At 42.9% G+C, this 18,016-nt stretch carries 14 protein-coding genes; 6 read left to right on the top strand and 8 right to left on the bottom strand.

Going from position 1 to position 18,016, the window contains the following annotated elements:
* Positions 1–5 precede the first annotated feature (5 nt).
* Complete coding sequence (locus tag AAGA51_RS17285) at positions 6–1,664, bottom strand: ATPase RavA domain-containing protein (protein ID WP_042487285.1); 1,659 nt, start codon at positions 1,662–1,664, stop codon at positions 6–8.
* A gap of 287 nt (positions 1,665–1,951) precedes the next feature.
* Here AAGA51_RS17285 and AAGA51_RS17280 point away from each other — a divergent pair, with 287 nt between their 5' ends.
* The 3 genes from AAGA51_RS17280 (at position 1,952) to AAGA51_RS17270 (ending at position 4,566) form a co-directional block, all read left to right on the top strand.
* On the top strand, positions 1,952–2,467 hold the full coding sequence (locus AAGA51_RS17280) for an NUDIX hydrolase (protein WP_042487287.1): 516 nt from the start codon (positions 1,952–1,954) through the stop codon (positions 2,465–2,467).
* Positions 2,468–2,495: 28 nt separating this feature from the next.
* Positions 2,496–3,500 carry a low-specificity L-threonine aldolase gene (gene ltaE / locus AAGA51_RS17275; protein ID WP_042487290.1) on the top strand — a complete coding sequence of 335 codons (1,005 nt, stop codon included), beginning with the start codon at positions 2,496–2,498 and terminating at the stop codon, positions 3,498–3,500.
* A 322-nt stretch (positions 3,501–3,822) separates the two neighbouring features.
* Complete coding sequence (locus AAGA51_RS17270; RefSeq protein WP_042487295.1) at positions 3,823–4,566, top strand: TetR/AcrR family transcriptional regulator; 744 nt, start codon at positions 3,823–3,825, stop codon at positions 4,564–4,566.
* Positions 4,567–4,629: 63 nt separating this feature from the next.
* Here the strand turns inward: AAGA51_RS17270 and AAGA51_RS17265 are convergent, their stop codons facing one another.
* Both AAGA51_RS17265 and AAGA51_RS17260 read right to left on the bottom strand, forming a co-directional pair.
* Complete coding sequence (locus AAGA51_RS17265) at positions 4,630–5,898, bottom strand: DEAD/DEAH box helicase (RefSeq protein ID WP_042487298.1); 1,269 nt, start codon at positions 5,896–5,898, stop codon at positions 4,630–4,632.
* Between the two features lie 107 nt (positions 5,899–6,005).
* On the bottom strand, positions 6,006–6,587 hold the full coding sequence (locus AAGA51_RS17260; protein ID WP_042487301.1) for an ACP phosphodiesterase: 582 nt from the start codon (positions 6,585–6,587) through the stop codon (positions 6,006–6,008).
* A 279-nt stretch (positions 6,588–6,866) separates the two neighbouring features.
* Here AAGA51_RS17260 and AAGA51_RS17255 point away from each other — a divergent pair, with 279 nt between their 5' ends.
* Complete coding sequence (locus AAGA51_RS17255) at positions 6,867–8,069, top strand: aromatic amino acid transport family protein (protein ID WP_042487304.1); 1,203 nt, start codon at positions 6,867–6,869, stop codon at positions 8,067–8,069.
* A 193-nt stretch (positions 8,070–8,262) separates the two neighbouring features.
* Entirely contained in the window at positions 8,263–9,687 is a 1,425-nt protein-coding gene (locus AAGA51_RS17250; protein WP_042487307.1) for a methyl-accepting chemotaxis protein, read from the top strand.
* 101 nt (positions 9,688–9,788) lie between these two features.
* Here the strand turns inward: AAGA51_RS17250 and galE are convergent, their stop codons facing one another.
* From galE to AAGA51_RS17230, 4 genes are all read right to left on the bottom strand, one after another.
* Positions 9,789–10,805: a UDP-glucose 4-epimerase GalE gene (galE, locus tag AAGA51_RS17245; RefSeq protein ID WP_042487310.1), complete on the bottom strand. Its 1,017-nt coding sequence runs from the start codon at positions 10,803–10,805 to the stop codon at positions 9,789–9,791.
* A gap of 73 nt (positions 10,806–10,878) precedes the next feature.
* Positions 10,879–12,855, bottom strand: coding sequence for a diguanylate cyclase (locus AAGA51_RS17240; protein WP_042487313.1), 1,977 nt, complete (start codon positions 12,853–12,855; stop codon positions 10,879–10,881).
* Positions 12,852–13,349 carry a YfiR family protein gene (locus tag AAGA51_RS17235; RefSeq protein ID WP_042487317.1) on the bottom strand — a complete coding sequence of 166 codons (498 nt, stop codon included), beginning with the start codon at positions 13,347–13,349 and terminating at the stop codon, positions 12,852–12,854. Before AAGA51_RS17235 ends, AAGA51_RS17240 begins: the two co-directional genes overlap by 4 nt.
* The gene (locus AAGA51_RS17230) at positions 13,339–15,357 is read right to left on the bottom strand and encodes a TonB-dependent receptor plug domain-containing protein (RefSeq protein WP_042487321.1); all 2,019 of its coding nucleotides are present in this window, start codon (positions 15,355–15,357) and stop codon (positions 13,339–13,341) included. Before AAGA51_RS17230 ends, AAGA51_RS17235 begins: the two co-directional genes overlap by 11 nt.
* A 181-nt stretch (positions 15,358–15,538) precedes the next feature.
* Here AAGA51_RS17230 and AAGA51_RS17225 point away from each other — a divergent pair, with 181 nt between their 5' ends.
* Positions 15,539–16,279: a 5-oxoprolinase subunit PxpA gene (locus AAGA51_RS17225; RefSeq protein WP_102953700.1), complete on the top strand. Its 741-nt coding sequence runs from the start codon at positions 15,539–15,541 to the stop codon at positions 16,277–16,279.
* Positions 16,280–16,340: 61 nt separating this feature from the next.
* Here AAGA51_RS17225 and AAGA51_RS17220 read toward each other — a convergent pair whose 3' ends face one another.
* A complete protein-coding gene (locus AAGA51_RS17220) occupies positions 16,341–17,804 on the bottom strand; it encodes an FAD-dependent oxidoreductase (protein WP_042487324.1) in 1,464 nt (487 codons plus the stop codon).
* Positions 17,805–18,016: the final 212 nt, after the last annotated feature.

Below are 18,016 nucleotides of genomic sequence, written 5' to 3'. Positions count from 1 at the left end.
GTCTCCTATTCAAAAAACTGAGCGAGATTTCGATAACGCTGCGCGCTTTTCTCGCATTCAGTTTGTGTCGCTTCCAACAGCTGCTGAAGCATATGCAATGTTGCTTCCATCGCTGTTGGTAAAGTTGGGTCAATAAAGTTGTGAGGCAACGCTCCATGGAATACAGAACGTACTTTGCGTAAATGATGTTCTGCGTGTTTTAGCTGCGCCATCGCTTGCTCAGTTTTTGCCAACCAGTCTTGATACAACCCTTGGTCCAATCCCTCTTTTGTCACTAATGACACCATGACAGAGCGGTTAGCGATGTCTTTAATCACCAAATTGTTTGTCGCATCAACATCGAATTTGAGTCTGCACATATTGGTGTTTTGGTTGACGTAACCGTAGACATCACCTTCACCATCTTTAATGACTCTTTCTAATTCACTCTTTGGAACATAAACCCAACGGCTGTCCCCTTTCTCAGACTCAGACACCGACATATTACTTTGTAATAAAACCAGCTTAACGAGATCATAAGCCGCACCGACTTTATAGCTCTTAGCGCCTTTGATATCGTACTGATTGATGACTTTTTTCTTTATCAGGCCTGTAGCCGTCTCAAGCGACAACATCATGCCAAACTCTGATTCCAGCTCATCCTGAATCGAGGCTAACTCTTCGCGGCAAAGTGAAATTTGATGTTCAACTTCCATTTGATCGAAGGCGTAACGTAGTGCGAACTCTTTTACGACACTATGAACCACTTCACGTGACTCAGGACTGTTCCATAAACAGTCTTGCAGCAATAGAATATCCAAAGGATTAATCGCATCACGACCATTAAAGAAAGCGCTCGCCTTTAACAACTTCACTGCTTTCTTCCAACGTCGGTCAGACACATACATGTCATGAGTCGACAAATTGCTGTCTTCCACCGCTGATTCCAACATGTTCTTAAGCTGATAGAGTTTTTCAAATACATCATCGCTCAGAGTGAGGCTATCTAACTGTTGCTGCCACAGATGATATTCTTGGTCTGTGATCGCCAAACCTTCTGGAATACGAGCTTCTTGAGGCGTACCAACTGTGAGCATGGATTTGAAATTCTGTTTGTTCTGGATTCGGTTGACGAACACTCGCACCAGCATTCGGTCATACAAAGCTTCAAGACCGCTGTCTTCATCAGGCAACTCGTTGGATGCAGAGATCAGCAAACGCATTGGTACACGTTCAATATCACTGCCGTTTTTAAATGTTTTTTCGTTAACGACCGTAAGAAGCGTATTCAGAATCGCTGGACCGGCTTTCCAAATTTCGTCCAGAAAAACGACCTGCGCGGTAGGAAGATAACCATTTGTTAAACGAACATATCGTCCGTTATCTTTCAGTTCTTGGATGCTGAGTGGGCCAAACACTTCTTCAGGCGTGGAGAAACGGGTCATCAAATATTCAAAATAACTGCTGTTATCAAAAGCTTGAATGAGTCGTTTCGCGATAAGACTTTTTGCGATGCCGGGAGGGCCTAAAAGGAAGACACTTTCACCAGCTAGAGCCGCTAGCAAGCAAAGTTTAATGGTACTTTCTCTTTCGTAAACACCATCAGAGAGAGCTTTGGAGAGCTTATTAATACGTTCTGACAATAACGCTTTTTGTCCATGAGAGGCTTGAGTTGGACTGATCATGCTTGCACTCCTAAGCAATACCTAAATTCGTTCTTATATAAAATTTTACACATTTGTTATCATTTGGTTACAACTATAATCCGAATTTGGACGGACTGTTATATCAGATCTACCTAATGTGCAAAATGATGTAATCATAGTTTGCACTTATGCGACATAGCGCTCATAACAACCATATGAATTTTCGACGTTGAATTTATTTCCGATTGAGATTCTGCAACCAAATACGATATGGTAGACGTACTACGCCAAAGTGGCTCTCCTCCACCGATAAGAACTATTTTTGTATGAGCAATACCATACACTCGTGGAAACGCATTTCTCTTGTTGAAGAGAATGTCGTACTTCCCAACGGTAATAACGTCAAACACACAACTATTGTGCATCCTGGTGCCGCAGTCATTCTTCCGGTCACTGAAGACAACCAAATTGTCATGATCAATCAGTTCCGACCTTCGCTGAAAAAGTGGCTACTAGAACTTCCGGCGGGAACAATTGAAAACCAAGAATCACCACTTGTTTGCGCTCAACGAGAACTCGAAGAAGAAACAGGCTACAGCAGTGATTCCTTTATTAGTTTAGGTCTGTTCACTCCTTTAGCGGGTTTCTGTGATGAAATTCAGCATCTGTTTATCGCGAAAAACCTTGTGAAAACATCTAGGTATAGCTGCGATGATGACGAAGTCATTGATGTCATCACTTTTTCAGTGGCAGAAATTGAGCAAAAGATCATAAGTGGCGAGATTACAGACTCTAAGACTATCGCTTGCCTGAGCAAAGCGAAGCTATGTGGATATTTATAATAAGTTAAGTTGGTTATAAGGAAATAAGATGGATTTTCGTTCTGATACTGTTACTAAACCTACTCAAGCCATGCGCGAAGCAATGGCTCATGCCGAAGTCGGCGATGATGTTTATGGTGATGACCCTACTGTCAATAAACTTGAAACATGGGCAGCAGAAAGACACGGTTTTGAAGCTGCGCTGTTCACCACGTCAGGAACACAAGCAAACTTGCTGGGTTTAATGTCTCATTGCGATCGTGGCGATGAGTATCTATGTGGTCAACAAGCGCATAACTATAAGTTTGAAGCAGGCGGCGCGGCGGTATTAGGCTCAATCCAACCTCAGCCAATCGAAAACAATCCTGATGGCACAATTGATTTTGCAAAGTTAAAAGCAGCAATCAAGCCCGACGATTTTCATTTCGCACGGACTCGCCTCTTGAGCTTGGAAAATACTATTAACGGTAAAGTGCTGCCAATGGAGTATTTAAAGCAAGCGAGAGAGTTCGTCGATCAGCATAATCTCAAACTGCATTTGGACGGAGCTCGCGTTTATAACGCAGCCGTTGCATTGGATACTGACGTAAAGAACATTGCTCAGTATTTTGATTCTATGACCATTTGCCTTTCTAAAGGTTTGTGTGCTCCTATTGGCTCTTTGCTATTAGGAAGCAAAGAATACATTGCCAAAGCAAGGCGTATTCGAAAAATGCTCGGCGGCGGTATGCGTCAAGCAGGTATTTTGGCGGCAGCAGGTAAACTTGCTCTCACAGAACAAGTGGCTCAGCTTAAAGTCGATCACGACAATGCAAAACACTTGGCCTATGGTCTTGCTCAACTGCCGGGATTCTCACTAAACCCAGAGTGGGTTCAGACGAATATTGTGTTTGCAAAAGTTGATGAAAATATTGATATCAATGCGATTGCTGATCAACTAAAACGAGACAATATTATTGTATCTCCGGGCAATCCTATTCGATTTGTTACACACCAAGATGTTACCCGCGAAGACATTGATCTGTTGCTCAACAAACTGAGTTCTCTACTTTAGGTTTTTCTTATCAATAATCCTCTTATGCTGCGTATCAGCGCACAATTGGATTATTGATAACTCTCTTTTCCGTGAAAATTTCCGTAAATTCTGGTAAAAGGTCGCTCATACACAGCAATGAATAAATTGAGTCTGTTGACCTTTTGCAATGTTTATTATCGCAACTTATGAGTTATTCATACATGGCCACGACGATGGCGTGAAACACTCTTAGCATCTAAGCGATAACGCAGAACAAACAACTCAGTACTGCTACCCGAAGGTTCGGTTAAATTCGTTTAATCGAACAACGTTTAACCTTAAAAGGTCTACAGACCACAATATGACTGATAAAAAACAAGGGCGTCGTAGCGCAGATGATGCCCATAAAACTCGACTGCATATTCTCCGGGAAGCCACCAATTTATTTTGCGAGCTAGGCTACGCTCGTGTTTCGTTACGTAATATCAGTGAGAAAGCGGGTATATCACACAGCCTGATACGTCACCACTTTGGCAGCAAAGAAAAAATATGGCGTTACATTAGTGATGGTATGCACAGTTATATGGAATTTTATTTACACAAAGTATTATCTGAAATACCTGACGATACCGCGGTAAACGTAAAACTCTATCGGTTTACCATGCATCTGCTGGCGCACAGCCTCATCATTAAACAACCGATTCAGTTTATTGCTGACGCAGTCCGTCAAGAAGGAGCCTTGTTTGATTACTTTATTGATACTGCAGGTGAGCTAGAAGAGATTATTGAAGGCTTAGCCGACTTGTACAACAAAGAGTACCCAAACGCGCCGATTAAGGTATGGGAAATAAAGTGGCAAATGATCATGTTTAGCCATGGTGCAGCAAGCTTAACTCCATTTATGAAAGAAACATGGGCGGATGAAACTCGTGATTTAGATATTTGCCTATTGAAACACTGGTCACTGTTCAATGACATCATGATTCACAAGTTCAGCATTCCTGAGCAAGATGTCATGCGTCCAAACAGCGTAAAAGAGCTGGTGTACGAAGTTCGTTATGACTGGGAAGAAGAGTGCGAGAAGCGCATTAGCGCGAATCAATAGCATAAGGGCTGCGTTACGCAGCCCTTATCGTTTTACTCGGAGTTGGTTTAGCGTCCTAACCGCCTACTTTTTCTTGCCTCGGCTAGCATGGATTTTCAACTTCGCTTTCATTTTACGTTTCTCCGCTGAGCGGCTGTTACGCTTTGCAGGTTGGTTATCATCAAAGACTGGTTCAATACTCGGCTCGAATCCCTGCAACCACTCTTGCGGTAACCTTTCATCTAATAAACGTTCAATTGCATGTAATAACGGCTCTTCGTCTTGACTCATCAACGATACTGCTAAGCCCTCTTTACCTGCTCGACCAGTACGACCAATTCGGTGTACGTAATCTTCAGCTTTAAAAGGCATGTCGTAGTTCACTACTTGCTCTAGCTGTTCAATATCTAAGCCTCGGGCAGCTACATCAGTAGCAATCAGTGCGCGTATTTTTCCGGCTTTAAAGTCATCAAGCGCTTTCTGTCTTGCTCCTTGGCTCTTATCACCGTTGATGGATGCTGCTTTTATGCCGTCTAGTTTTAACTCTGCAGCAAGCGCATCACTACCCTGCCTTGTTTTTGTGAACACTAGGACTTGCTGCCAGTTTCTTGAACCAATTAGATAAGCAAGCAACTCTCTCTTGCGCTTCTTGTTCACTGGGTAAACCATCTGCTTAACCGTTGCCGCTGTTGAATTACTTGGTGATACCTGTACTTCAACAGGTTCCATCATCATTCGGTAAGCGAGTTCTTTGATCTTTTTATCGAATGTTGCGGAGAAAAACAGCGTTTGGCGAGCACGATTCAGCTTACGAAGCACTCTTTGAATATCTGGCATAAAACCCATGTCCAGCATGCGATCGGCTTCATCCAGAACCAAAACTTCAACCGTACCCAGATACAGAGTCTTAACATGGGCATGATCCAACAATCGCCCCGGCGTGGCGATAAGAATGTCTGCACCGCCACGGAGATTATTCACCTGTACTTTCATGCTTGTGCCACCATAAGCGGTCACAATTTTGATGTTTTGACCTTTTGCATACGCAGTCAAATTATCAAAGACTTGTTGCGCCAACTCTCGGGTTGGTACCAACACCAATGAGCGAATGTCTTTACCTTTTCTTTCAGGATCAGAGGGATTATTAATAAAACGCTGTATGAGAGGCAAACCAAACGCAGCCGTTTTACCCGTTCCCGTTTGAGCTCCAGCCAATACATCACGCCCCTCTAATACTTGAGGAATTGCCTGCGTTTGGATAGCCGTTGGAATTTCTATACCAATACTGGCTAGCGTTGCCACTAAAGCAGGTTGAATACCTAATTCTTGAAAGGTAGGAGTTTGTTCAGACATCGGATACCAATTAATTCAGCTATATAAATTTCATTACCTAAAGCTCGCCAAGATTGTATTGGTAAACACATAAAAACATTGGCTGCTAGGATGGGCGGCGGATTGTATCAAAAGCGAATGCTTTTGGCTTTCTCTAATACTTGTGGATAGAGTGAAAAGAAAAGCGACTCTAGCTCCTGATAGGAATCTTCAAGGCTGACATAACATTCAGCAAGAGGTTTCATTCTTTCTCTTCGCAAAGACATGCGTTGCAATGCGAAATGGATATTTTCAAATTCAGCGTATGACTCTAACCAGCGTCCTTGCCACATTTTGTCGCTCACCATCATATAACGCTCGGGTAAAGACGAAGAGTGGTCAATCTTAACTTTCCTTTCCGCATCTAATACAAACTGCCGTAAAGACTGTGAATGAAAACTCTGCCAATGCTTGGCTAAACAGTGGTCCCAAAACATATCTAATGCGATGGGTGAGAAACGACGAGTTGTTGCTGGAAACAAGGCTTTAGCGAGAATCATGACCTCATGGCTATCTGTATAGGCATCTACCCATCTATGGAGTCTGATTCCTTGCACGATTTCTTCTGAATACTGCTCACTCGGATTGCCCTTGACGAAATCCCCCAAAAGATTGCCAAGTAAATTGCTGTCTGATGCTTCTGCTATATGTAAATGAGCAAGATAATTCATATTAAAAACTTAGACTCTTTCCTTGGCTGTTCGCTTGATTATAAGTGTATTCATATTTAGTAGTTGAATTAAAAAACCAAACATATAAGCCATAACATTACTTACCAAACAATCCGTAAACATTTATTTACATCAATGGAGTTTAATCTGTACAAATTGATTGACGTTTACAGATAAGTTCTACAAAATGTCGCAAAACCAGCGAATAAAACCACATTTACTGGTCAATATTCGAACATAATCTTAAGCAACACAACACAGTAAAGATAAGTTTACAAAATGATGAAATCAAAGCTTTTAGGCAGTACTTTGATTATTGCGGGCACCACCATTGGTGCAGGTATGCTTGCTCTGCCACTCGCATCCGCAGGAATTGGGTTTTCAACCTCTCTGATTATCATGCTTGGTCTTTGGGCATTGATGTCATTTACAGCATTACTCATGGTGGAGATCCATCAGTACGCCGATAAGGATGCGACATTACATACCCTAGCGAAACAAATTTTAGGCGATAAAGGGAAATGGGTGGCGACTTTTGCCATGCTATTCTTGTTTTACGCTTTATGTGCTGCGTATATCGCAGGTGGCGGCGCTCAGTTTACTCACCGCATCGCAAGTTTTACGGGCGCAGAGATCAATGGTCAAATCGGCACTCTAGTTTTCACTTTAATCGTTGCTGCTGTTGTGACTATCGGTACAGCGACGGTTGATAAAGTTAACCGCCTTTTGTTTGCAGGTAAAATCATTGCAATGATTGTGGTGCTGACGTTCCTCGCACCTAACGTGACACAATCATACTTACTCAGTATGCCTGTCGGCCAAGGATTGATTGTTGCTTCTATCCCTGTAATTTTTACATCATTTGGTTTTCACGGCAGCATACCTGCAATCGTGAATTACTTGGATGGACATACGCCTTCATTGCGTAAAGCGATCATTGTTGGTTCTGCTATTCCTTTGATCATTTACATCTTCTGGCAAGTAGTAACACTTGGTGTGGTTAGTCAACCAGACCTTATTGGCAATGCTGGTTTGAGTGCTTTAATCTCAACGCTTTCTCAAACAGTTCATCAATCAAATCTTGGTAACATCATTGGTATCTTTGCCGATCTAGCACTGCTTACTTCGTTTTTGGGTGTAAGTTTAGGTCTGTTTGAATTCATGGGTGACACGATTCGTAAGAAAAACGGCGGCATGAACAGAATTGCAGCTTCGCTTGTAACTTTCACACCTCCGCTAATCTTTGCTTTGTACTACCCTCAAGGTTTTATCATGGCTCTAGGATACGCAGCGATTGCTCTTGCGGTTTTAGCTATCTTCCTGCCGCTAGTCATGGTTGTGCGAGTTCGCCAAACGGCAACAGCAAATCATTACCAAGTTGGTGGCGGCAACATCGCTCTAGTCGCTACTGGCGTGGTCGGAATAGTGATCATCGGTTCACAACTACTGATTACAGCTGGCGTTCTCCCATCACTGGGTTAAATAATCAATAAAATCTCTTAGGGTCAAATACTGATGTATTTGACCCTTTTTTGTTTCCGGAACACTAGCCGATCTAAATCTCATTTTTTAAATTTATATTACATTTATTGCAAATTTAAATACGACGTAAAGCACATAAATAGTAGGATACTAGCTACACAAGAATCTCTTAAATTTGCCTCTCGGAGTAACAATGAAAGAAGTTGAGTTCCGAACGATAGACCGCGTGTTTATCAAGATGTCTATCAACGATAAAATGTGGGTTGTCTTCACACTGTTTCTATTAGCGATCGCAAGCATCTCGGGCGCTCGCTATTTCGATACTTTGGACAATATTGAACAGCAATCAAAACTCGCTGTTGAATACAAACTGCAAGGTATAGTCTCCCAATCAAATATCAGCAAAGTTTCGGGTTTAGAGGTACGCTCATCATTAAGCGAAACTCGATATAACAACGGTGTGGTAACAGCGACTGCGAAAGCATCCGATGGCAAAGTTTATGCGCTTACCGATGATTTTGCTAAACGTGAGCAAAATGCCCGTTCGGAAGCCTTCACGACTTTCTTACTTTCATTTTTGTGGGTAATTCCGTTTGCTATTTTTATCTACTGGGTCGCGACATTTATCGGTGGCGCTCTTTGGGTTCTTTACACGACGACGCAAAAAATTGCTCAAGGTGACTTAACTTCACGTTTAGGATTCCATGCTGGCCGTGATGAGTTTGGTACTATCGGTTGTGCATTAGATAACGCGATGGATACCTTGACTGATCTGGTAGTCGCAGTAAAAGATAACTCAACAACATTAAGCGAAACGTCAGCTTCTTTTGCTGAAGAGATGCGCGAAAGCGAAACACAAATCCAGAGACAATACTCTTCTTTAGATTCTGTAGCGACGGCAATGGAAGAGATGACGGCATCAGCGCACGAAGTTTCAAACATTGCTCTAAAAGCGACTCAGCAAACTGAGAATGATTCTGAACAGGTCAGCAATAGTCACAAGAGAGTTCAGCAAGCGATCAGCGAAATTGAACAGTTAACGGGTTACATTGCTCAAACCTCTTCGTCAGTGACAACACTGAATGAAAATGCCATCAAGATTAACGATGTGATTACCACTATCAACGCGATTTCTGAACAAACCAACCTTCTTGCCCTTAATGCAGCAATCGAAGCTGCACGCGCTGGTGAGCAAGGCCGAGGTTTTGCTGTCGTTGCGGATGAGGTTCGTACATTGGCAAGCCGCACACAAGCAGCAACGGTTGAGATTCAGACCATGATAGGTAAGCTGCAAAGCGAGACGCTGAACATTGCAAAAATTACTGATCAAACCGTCAGCCAAGCTCAAACTAGCAGCCAGTTAGTCACAGAGATTGGTAACGATGTAAATCTCATCGCTGAATCGGCAAACCTGATTAACGACCTGAGTATTCAGATTTCAACATCAGCAGATGAGCAAAGCTCAGTTGCAAATGACATCGCTTCTGAACTGAGTGATATCCGCAATCAATCAAATACCATTCGTGGTGTAGCGGAGCAGTCTTCTATAGGTATTCGTAATATTGCTCAAGCCACTCGTAACTTAGTAGAGACCTTGAGCCGCTACCGCACCAATTAATACAAACAGATGTAGTTTTAGAAATGCCCCCAGCCTAGCTGGAGGTTTCTCTATACAAAGCAAAAAGCGGCCAGAAGGCCGCTTTTTATTTGTTTACACCATTAGGCGGAAGGATAACCTTGCGGATTATTCGACTGCCAGCGCCACGTATCTTGAGTCATCTCTTCAAGTGTACGCGAAGCCTTCCAGCCTAACTCTTGCTCTGCTTTCGCAGGATCAGCCCAGCATTCCGCAATGTCACCAGGTCGTCTATCCACCAGCTTATATGGCACTTGTTTGTTTGAGGCTAGCTCAAACGCCTTGACCATATCTAACACGCTATAGCCAATGCCAGTGCCTAAGTTATAGATATGTAAGCCCGCTTTATTACCCACTTTCTGCAGTGCTGCAATATGACCATCGGCCAAATCCATCACGTGAATGTAATCACGGACACCCGTACCGTCTTTAGTTGGGTAGTCACTACCAAACACAGAAAGAAACTCTCTACGACCTACTGCAACCTGAGAGACAAAAGGCATTAGATTGTTAGGGATCCCTTGCGGATCTTCACCCAATTCGCCTGACGGATGCGAACCCACAGGATTGAAATAACGCAGCAGCGTAATGCTCCAATCAGAGTTTGCCTTTTGAAAGTCCGTCAGACACTCTTCCACCATCAGTTTACTGCGGCCATATGGATTCGTTGCACTGGTTGGGAAATCTTCGGTGATAGGAGCAGATGCAGGATCGCCATAAACCGTAGCGGAAGAGCTAAAAACCAATGACTTCACACCTGCTTCTCGCATTGCTGAAACCAAGACTAGAGTCCCATTAACGTTGTTATCATAGTATTCAAGTGGCTTTTGAACCGATTCTCCCACAGCTTTTAAACCTGCAAAATGAATAACGGCGTCAATCTTGTGCTCAGTCAGTAATTCCACCATCAAGGCTTTGTTACGAATATCACCTTCAACAAACTTAGGTTTTATCCCAGCCACTTTCTCGATGCGATCAAGCACTGTTGATTTGCTGTTGTATAAGTTGTCCAAAATCACCGGTGTCATACCTGCGTGAATCATCTGGATGCATGTATGACTACCGATATACCCGATGCCACCAGTCACTAATACGTTCATTATTCTCTCCATAAGAGCAGCCTCACGCTGCTTACCTAACCATTTATAAAATTTGTTGCCAACTGTACTGTATTTACATCAATTCTTGAGTTGATTTTTCAGCAAGCACAAATTGGCCTTTACCTAAATTCTTTGCCTTGTACATCGCGTTATCAGCCACTTTGATCATCGCGTCTAAACTATCTTCTCTGCTGTCAATCAAGTATACGCCAATGCTTGCCCCAACATTAACACTGTGTTGTTTGTATTGAATATCTTGCTCAATCAGCTTAATCAGTCGTTGTGACATTAGCTCGACACTTTGTCGCTCACTGGGATTAATCACAATGACAAATTCATCACCAGACAATCGGGCGACAAGGTCCTGACTGCGAACCTGAGAAAGCAATCGCTCCGACACCTGTTTTAGCACTTCATCTCCAGCCGCGTGGCCATAGGTATCATTAATCTGCTTAAACCCATCTAAGTCTAAGTAAAGCAAAGAGAATGGACGAAACGACACTTGGTTCTCGGCAATGATGTCATTTAGTACTCGATACAACTTAGAGCGATTAGCCAAACCTGTTAGTGAGTCATGATGCGCAAGATATTCTAATCGTTCCATCTCTTTTACATTGGAAAGATCTGAAATGATGATAACCATATCCTGTCCTTTAGACAGGTCAGATTTAGCAATACGATTAACTTTGGCAAACAGAGGAACTAGGTGTCCATCCGTATGCCTCTCCCACACCTCTCCTTGCCACTGCCCAAACTCTTCCAACGACTGTTCGATACTTGGCAGCAAAGAGCTGAATTGATTCCAAGCCAAGACTTCATCAATCGGTTTGTTCATTACATCTTCGTTGCTATAACCAAGCAATTGGGTCACCTTAGGGTTAATCACGGTGATCACACCTTGGTGATTAAGTAGAATTATCCCGTCTTGGCTATTTTCAAACACGCCTGCCGCTAACCTTTGACGTCTAAGTGCAACTTCAATTTCAGTCACATCTTCAATCGCGAACAAAGTTTGGTCAGGTCTGGATAGCGGGCGACTACTGACTCGCAGTAACTGTTGAGTATTATTGCCGTTTTGCCTGACTATGAGTTCTTCATCTAGCTGCTTATGTTCATTTAACGCTGAATCGATGATGGAATCGTTCTCTACTTGTAAAATATCAATAATATTTTGCCCTAACAGCCCCAGTGATGAATGATGGAAAACCCGACTAGCTTCGCCATTTGACATGATAATTTCGCCATTACTATTCACCACAATTAAACCATGTTGGACAGTATCGACCACTTCATTGGCAAAGGACTTCTCTTGCTCCAACTTAACGAGCGTATTCCTGTCTTGTTCTTCGTGAGCCTCAATAGTGTCTAGCATGGTGTTAAATGCACTCACCAAATCACCGATTTCATCTGTGGACTTGCAATCGATATCTACATTTCGCTCTCGGTTATCAATGTATGCCTTCATCGCGTGATTCAGCGAGTACACGGGCTTAACGATTAGCTTTTGAACTAACTGATAAAGTGCAATACCAGAAAGCGTCAACACAGTAAAAAAGAACAATGCATCATTAAGCGCTGTCTCATATATTTCACGTAATGACTTTGCCGAAACCGTTACACTTAATGAAGCAACTGTCAGCCCTTCAATTTCTATCGGAACGGTAAGGTAGATATATTGGTCTGAGATAGCATACTCATTCTGCAATGCTTTTTTACGTAGAATCTCGTTGGGAATCGGTGCATCACTGCCCACTTTCTCATACAAGGCAAACAACTGGTTTTCTTGATCAAACAGTTTAACCCGCACAACATCATCGTCGACCGCAAAAGCGGACAGAATTTCCTGAGCGATGAGTTGATCATCAAACAAAATGGCCGCTTGCAAGTTATAGGATACGCCTTTCGATAACACATGAACGCGTTCGATTAGACTTTCCTCTTTCTGCTCAATATCTTTCTGAAAACTAAACCACTGTGCAATACAGAAAATGGACGACATCAGAAAGAAAATCGGAAGGATGAGTTTAAATCTTAAAGATAGCGAGTTCATATTTTCTCCCCATCTTCAATGATAGCTATGCGTAACAAACTGGAAGAAATTGAATAGGCACCTATATTGGCCATGTAGATCTTCGGTTTTACTTTACCTTCTAATGTCGCTAATTCTATGGTTCCACCTCGGGAACCTATGGATTGATTGTCACTAATGACAACCGTGTGTGGCAAAACATCAGCAAGATTTAATTCACTCTTAGCATCCACAAAGAGAATGTCACATTGCTCCCTATAAAAAGGGGTAACAGAAAGAGGGAGCTGGCGAACGGTTTTATCTTGGGTAATTTTTTCCAAAGTTGACGCGATTTTATCGTTGCCGACAATGCAGAATTCTATATTGGTCATCTCACTTTCGCTGTTCCAGTGGATGAAATTTGAAATACGGAAAATATAAACCGCTTTAATATCCGTTGGATCATAGGCTGCATAAGACACGCTTGAAAAAAGCATTAACATCAATACCCAAGCGCGATGTAAATTAAAACTCATAAGAAGCCTTTAGCACTCCAGTTTCTTCATTAATTGTGCTAATCCAATCGGTTCTATATCCATCTTTCTCCCCAATATTTTGCAAAATAAGTTCTAATCTAGGTGCCTTCGAATTTGCCTGCCACGCTAACCGAGCATCAAAAGCAATATAATTTGGGATTTGCGGGTAATAGTCATCGTATTTAATCGAGTGACCACGAACGATAAAATCTAGCTTCCACTGGGTAGAAATATCCCAAAGCGTCTGTAAGCTTGTATTGTGCTGAGCATCTATGTCATACCAGCTTTCAAAGCTGCCGTTAGAGTAACGCCCACCATTCCATTCGCCTTTAGCATGCAAATAACTGTAACTTAGATAGAAACGCAAATTTTCTAAAGCGATATACCCAGCACTTAACTCCACACCATGAGTATCAAGCGAATAGTCATCGGTAACGACTAAACCAACCACCTGCTCTGGTACACCGGATATAACCACACTATCTCGTCCTCGCACATATTTATGTTGGCTTAGAAAGAATATTGCATCAAATTCAAAGCCTGTCGCTGAATCATAACGATAACCAACTTCATATGTACTGACGCTTTCGGGTTTCATATTGCTTTCACCAAGCATCACTTCCGTAAGGTACCTATCTTGATTGGCATCATAGTAATTTGTGATGAGGTAAGTATTAGATGTCAAATATGAAGGAGCCACAGAAGCTCGCCCATACCCCACCCAAGCTGTTTGATTGGCATCTATCGTCAACAGCGCTCGCAACTGAGGCGAGATTTCAAACTGATTTGAAAGCTCAAAGTACTCCAGTTTCACGCCAGCGACTGTCTTCCATTTACTATTCCATGTTCTCTCAGATTGTAAGTATAAGTTTGCGATACTATCCACATCTCTCTGATGAAAGGCGTAACGTTGATAATTTGGCAAGTTATTGAAATCGACACCCTCAAATGGATGAAAGAACTCGACTTCGACGAGACGATAACCACCACCATAAGTGAGTAGATGTTCATCATTTATCTGATAGTTGTAGTTAAAATCCAAATCAAAGGTATTAGACAGTCCAGCTCCATCTGCCATTTCATTCGAGTTACGTTCAAGCCAAACTTGATAGTTTCCGACCAGTTTGTCCGAATGCTGTTTATCGTAACTAAGTTGTGTATAAAAAGAATAACTATCAACGTGTTGCTCAACGAGATCAACGGAATCTAAATAGCCGTTTGAATAATGTAGCTGATACCAATCCTGGCTATAGGTCAGACGCTCACCTCCGAGACGAAAAGCCCAAGCATCGCTATCGTCATCTGATTGAGTGACAAAACCTGCCGTCTCTAAAGTCCAGTCAGGGTAAGAATTTTTCCGATCGTTGCGTAGCTGACGTCTTTTGTAAAACGCTCTTGCGCTAACATCCTCGCTCCATTGCAGCCCATGTCGGACACTTGCATCGTAATCACCACCTTCTGCCCATCCAGCCGCTACATAGGTTCCCTGAGTTTCTTTTGCCGACTTTGTGATGATATTAACAACGCCATTCACCGAATTACCGCCCCACAACGCTGCACTTGGTCCCCGAAGCACTTCTATTCTGTCTATATCTTCCAGAACATAATCGATGTCTGCCCAATAAACTCCGCCATAGAGAGGACTGTAGACACTGCGTCCATCAATCATGACAAGCTGCTTATTAAAAAGCCCATCGTGAAAGCCTCGTGCGGAGACTATCCACTCGGTATCTGAGAACTTGGAAACATGCAGCCCCGGAACCAGTGCTAGCGCATCGGGGATAGTACGCGCACCACTTCGAATGATGCGTTCATTACTCAACACATAAACTGAAGACGGGATATCCGCTAATCGCCGCGACGATTTAGTGGCTGTTTCCATTTGAACATTCAACATTGAGAGCTCTTCAATCGAAAGGCTCATAAGATGCTCAAGGACATTGTCGTCAGCGTATCCTGCTGCTGAAATAAAAACTAACGTTGTATAAATACACGTCGCTTTTTTCATTTACGATCTCTTCCATGTGTATGGGCGTTCAGTAGGGACTAATGTATTGGCTAAACCAGTTATCAGCTAAGCAAGCCTTCAATCATGTAATGCATGCAATAAACGATGAGCTTTATCGCTGTTTATTTATAATTAATTCTGTATTTTATAGTAGCTTAAATACTAAGGAACGATGATTCACGTGAAAAAACGGACTATCACTCTTAACTGCGACATGGGCGAAAGTTTCGGTCATTGGCGCATGGGCAACGACGAATTGGTAATGCCATGGGTCGATATGGCCAATATTGCGTGCGGCTTTCACGCTTCCGACCCGCATGTCATGAGCCGAACCATTGATTACGCGATTCAACATGATGTTCAGATTGGTGCGCACCCTGGCTATCCAGATTTGCAAGGATTTGGGCGACGTTCAATGTCGTTTTCAGAAGAAGAAATTTGCGAGATTCTGATCTATCAAATTGGCGCACTAAAAGCGCTATGTGAAAGCAAGAATACTGAAGTCACATACGTTAAACCTCATGGCGCCTTATACAATGACATGATGAAAAATGAAGATGTGTTTCGGGCAGTCACTGATGCTGTTTCATGTTTCAATATCCCTTTAATGATATTGGCTTCAGGAAACAATCAACGTTATTTAGATATTGCAGACAGTTACGATGTGCCACTGCTGTTTGAAGCTTTTGCCGATAGAACCTATTTATCGAACGGGCTATTAACACCTCGCTCTTCGCCAAATGCGGTATTAACCAGCGAAGACGCTATCTTGAGTCAAATTAAACAGATCGCAGAATATGGCAAAGTCAGTACATCTGACGGGGCGATTATCCCAATTGAAGCCGACACGATTTGTGTTCACGGTGATAATGAAGCCGCCATCGAGCTTATCGCTAAAATAAGAGCCCAACTGGATGCTTAGGCTAGATATCTAGAAATTAGCCCCATTGTAGGTACACACGCTGGGGCTGGCAGATATCAGGTTATTTCATACCGACAAACTTGGCTAAAGCTTGAGGGTATCCTCGCTCTTGCGCTAGTCGCTTCGCTCTCGATTCAATATCGTTGGGCGTCAACGACATGCTGATCGGGTGCTGTTCTTCAATTGACTTATCCGATAGTGCTTTCACAAGCTGCCAATTGGAAACTATCTTTCTCACCGCCTCTAACGCAGACGACCCTTTCACAACTTCCATTCGAGCATAGTTGTTGTCTTCAAATGTCACATCTGCAGCCCGCAGAGTCGCATCATATCCCGGAATTTGCTGAGCACCGTACAACGGTTTACCACCGACCTGCGCACTCTCAAATTCGGGCATAAACTGACTGATATGTCGAATGGCTTTGTGAGTTCTTTCATTAAGAGCATCACTCTGCCAGCCTTCAAGTATTTTGCGCTGCAGATATTTAGGCAGAACTGGCTGAGAAGAATGGTCCTCAGAGGTTACCAAACCATCTTTAAACAAAGTGATATCTTCCGTCATACCATGTAACTGAAACACACCATCGGCATAAGGTGTTAGCTGCGCCATGCCTCGTGGCGTACCACGTTCTCCGTGAAATACCACTTCAGGCCACTCATGTTGGCACTGCGGCCAGTGAGTGACATAGGCCGCTTTAAATTCAACCATGCGCTTACGCTGATAATGTGCCATGTCATCGACTTTACCTGTCTCATAACCACAGGCATTGATCAGATAATCGGCTTCCACTTGGTGATGTTGACCATCAATATCCACATACGTAAGCTGCCAACAATATCCGTTGTATTCTGCACTAACTAAAGTAGCGTGAGTCTTTGCCTGACAGTTAGCCATAGCACTTAGCGCCAGCTCCGCACTCGCTGCAAGCCGAAATACACTCCAGCCATACTCTTGAACAACCACTACAGGGTATTTAATCGAGTTCAGGTCAGCGTACTTGGCAAACGGAATCAACCACTCTTCGCTGGTCAGCGGTTCCTTCGGTTGAGCTTGGTTAGCTAAGATCTCTAACTGCTCACGTTGGTAAATCGAATAATACTGCTTAGGATCACCCATAATCTGGTTACGAGGGTCCTCATCGACCAACTGTTGATAACATGCCTGAATGGTATCCAAACGAGGAATGATATCTTGTGGCTCTCCTGAATCGGTGTCCGGAATAGCAATCACCGTTGGGCGCTTATTCAAGGTATGTGGGTACAGACGGATCGTTTCAACCGACTGACGCAACAATTTAATACATTGCTGCTCTGAAATTTCTCTGTATAAGTTCCCCCCAGCATGGAGGTGACAAATTGGCGGCCCGTTCACTAAACTCGGGCCTTTTTCCAGTAACAGTACATTGACGCTCAGTTCACCTAAATGAACCGCAGCTGTTGCACCGGCAACGCCGCCGCCAATAATGGCGACGCGAGGTGACTGAAAGTTTGTTGTATTCTGTGACATGTCGCTACCGATAGTCATTCAAACTAAACCCATTCTAAAGCTTATAAAGTGTTATTAAAATCACATTTTTTACGTGGCTATAGCTCGACAGAATAAAAGTTGCAATACAAAAAAATGAAATAAATATCTTGACTCAATATTCTGTGATCGGTGCTTTTTTAACCTTGTGCATAAAGCTCTGTCTGCAGCCAAAGGTTCTACGGGGCTAAGGCAGAAATACACTGCATCAG

The sequence above is a fragment of the Vibrio diazotrophicus genome, from assembly GCF_038452265.1.
Taxonomy (GTDB): domain Bacteria; phylum Pseudomonadota; class Gammaproteobacteria; order Enterobacterales; family Vibrionaceae; genus Vibrio; species Vibrio diazotrophicus.
The sequence above is the reverse complement of the archived record's forward strand: the minus strand, read 5'-3'. Positions and strand labels throughout refer to the sequence as shown.

Bases quoted from the DNA above. Each gene is read 5' to 3' on its own strand.
- AAGA51_RS17285 (WP_042487285.1), bottom strand. From the start codon at position 1,664: ATGATCAGTCCAACTCAAGCCTCTCATGGACAAAAAGCGTTATTGTCA.
- AAGA51_RS17280 (WP_042487287.1), top strand. From the start codon at position 1,952: ATGAGCAATACCATACACTCGTGGAAACGCATTTCTCTTGTTGAAGAG.
- ltaE (WP_042487290.1), top strand. From the start codon at position 2,496: ATGGATTTTCGTTCTGATACTGTTACTAAACCTACTCAAGCCATGCGC.
- AAGA51_RS17270 (WP_042487295.1), top strand. From the start codon at position 3,823: ATGACTGATAAAAAACAAGGGCGTCGTAGCGCAGATGATGCCCATAAA.
- AAGA51_RS17265 (WP_042487298.1), bottom strand. From the start codon at position 5,898: ATGTCTGAACAAACTCCTACCTTTCAAGAATTAGGTATTCAACCTGCT.
- AAGA51_RS17260 (WP_042487301.1), bottom strand. From the start codon at position 6,587: ATGAATTATCTTGCTCATTTACATATAGCAGAAGCATCAGACAGCAAT.
- AAGA51_RS17255 (WP_042487304.1), top strand. From the start codon at position 6,867: ATGATGAAATCAAAGCTTTTAGGCAGTACTTTGATTATTGCGGGCACC.
- AAGA51_RS17250 (WP_042487307.1), top strand. From the start codon at position 8,263: ATGAAAGAAGTTGAGTTCCGAACGATAGACCGCGTGTTTATCAAGATG.
- galE (WP_042487310.1), bottom strand. From the start codon at position 10,805: ATGAACGTATTAGTGACTGGTGGCATCGGGTATATCGGTAGTCATACA.
- AAGA51_RS17240 (WP_042487313.1), bottom strand. From the start codon at position 12,855: ATGAACTCGCTATCTTTAAGATTTAAACTCATCCTTCCGATTTTCTTT.
- AAGA51_RS17235 (WP_042487317.1), bottom strand. From the start codon at position 13,349: ATGAGTTTTAATTTACATCGCGCTTGGGTATTGATGTTAATGCTTTTT.
- AAGA51_RS17230 (WP_042487321.1), bottom strand. From the start codon at position 15,357: ATGAAAAAAGCGACGTGTATTTATACAACGTTAGTTTTTATTTCAGCA.
- AAGA51_RS17220 (WP_042487324.1), bottom strand. From the start codon at position 17,804: ATGACTATCGGTAGCGACATGTCACAGAATACAACAAACTTTCAGTCA.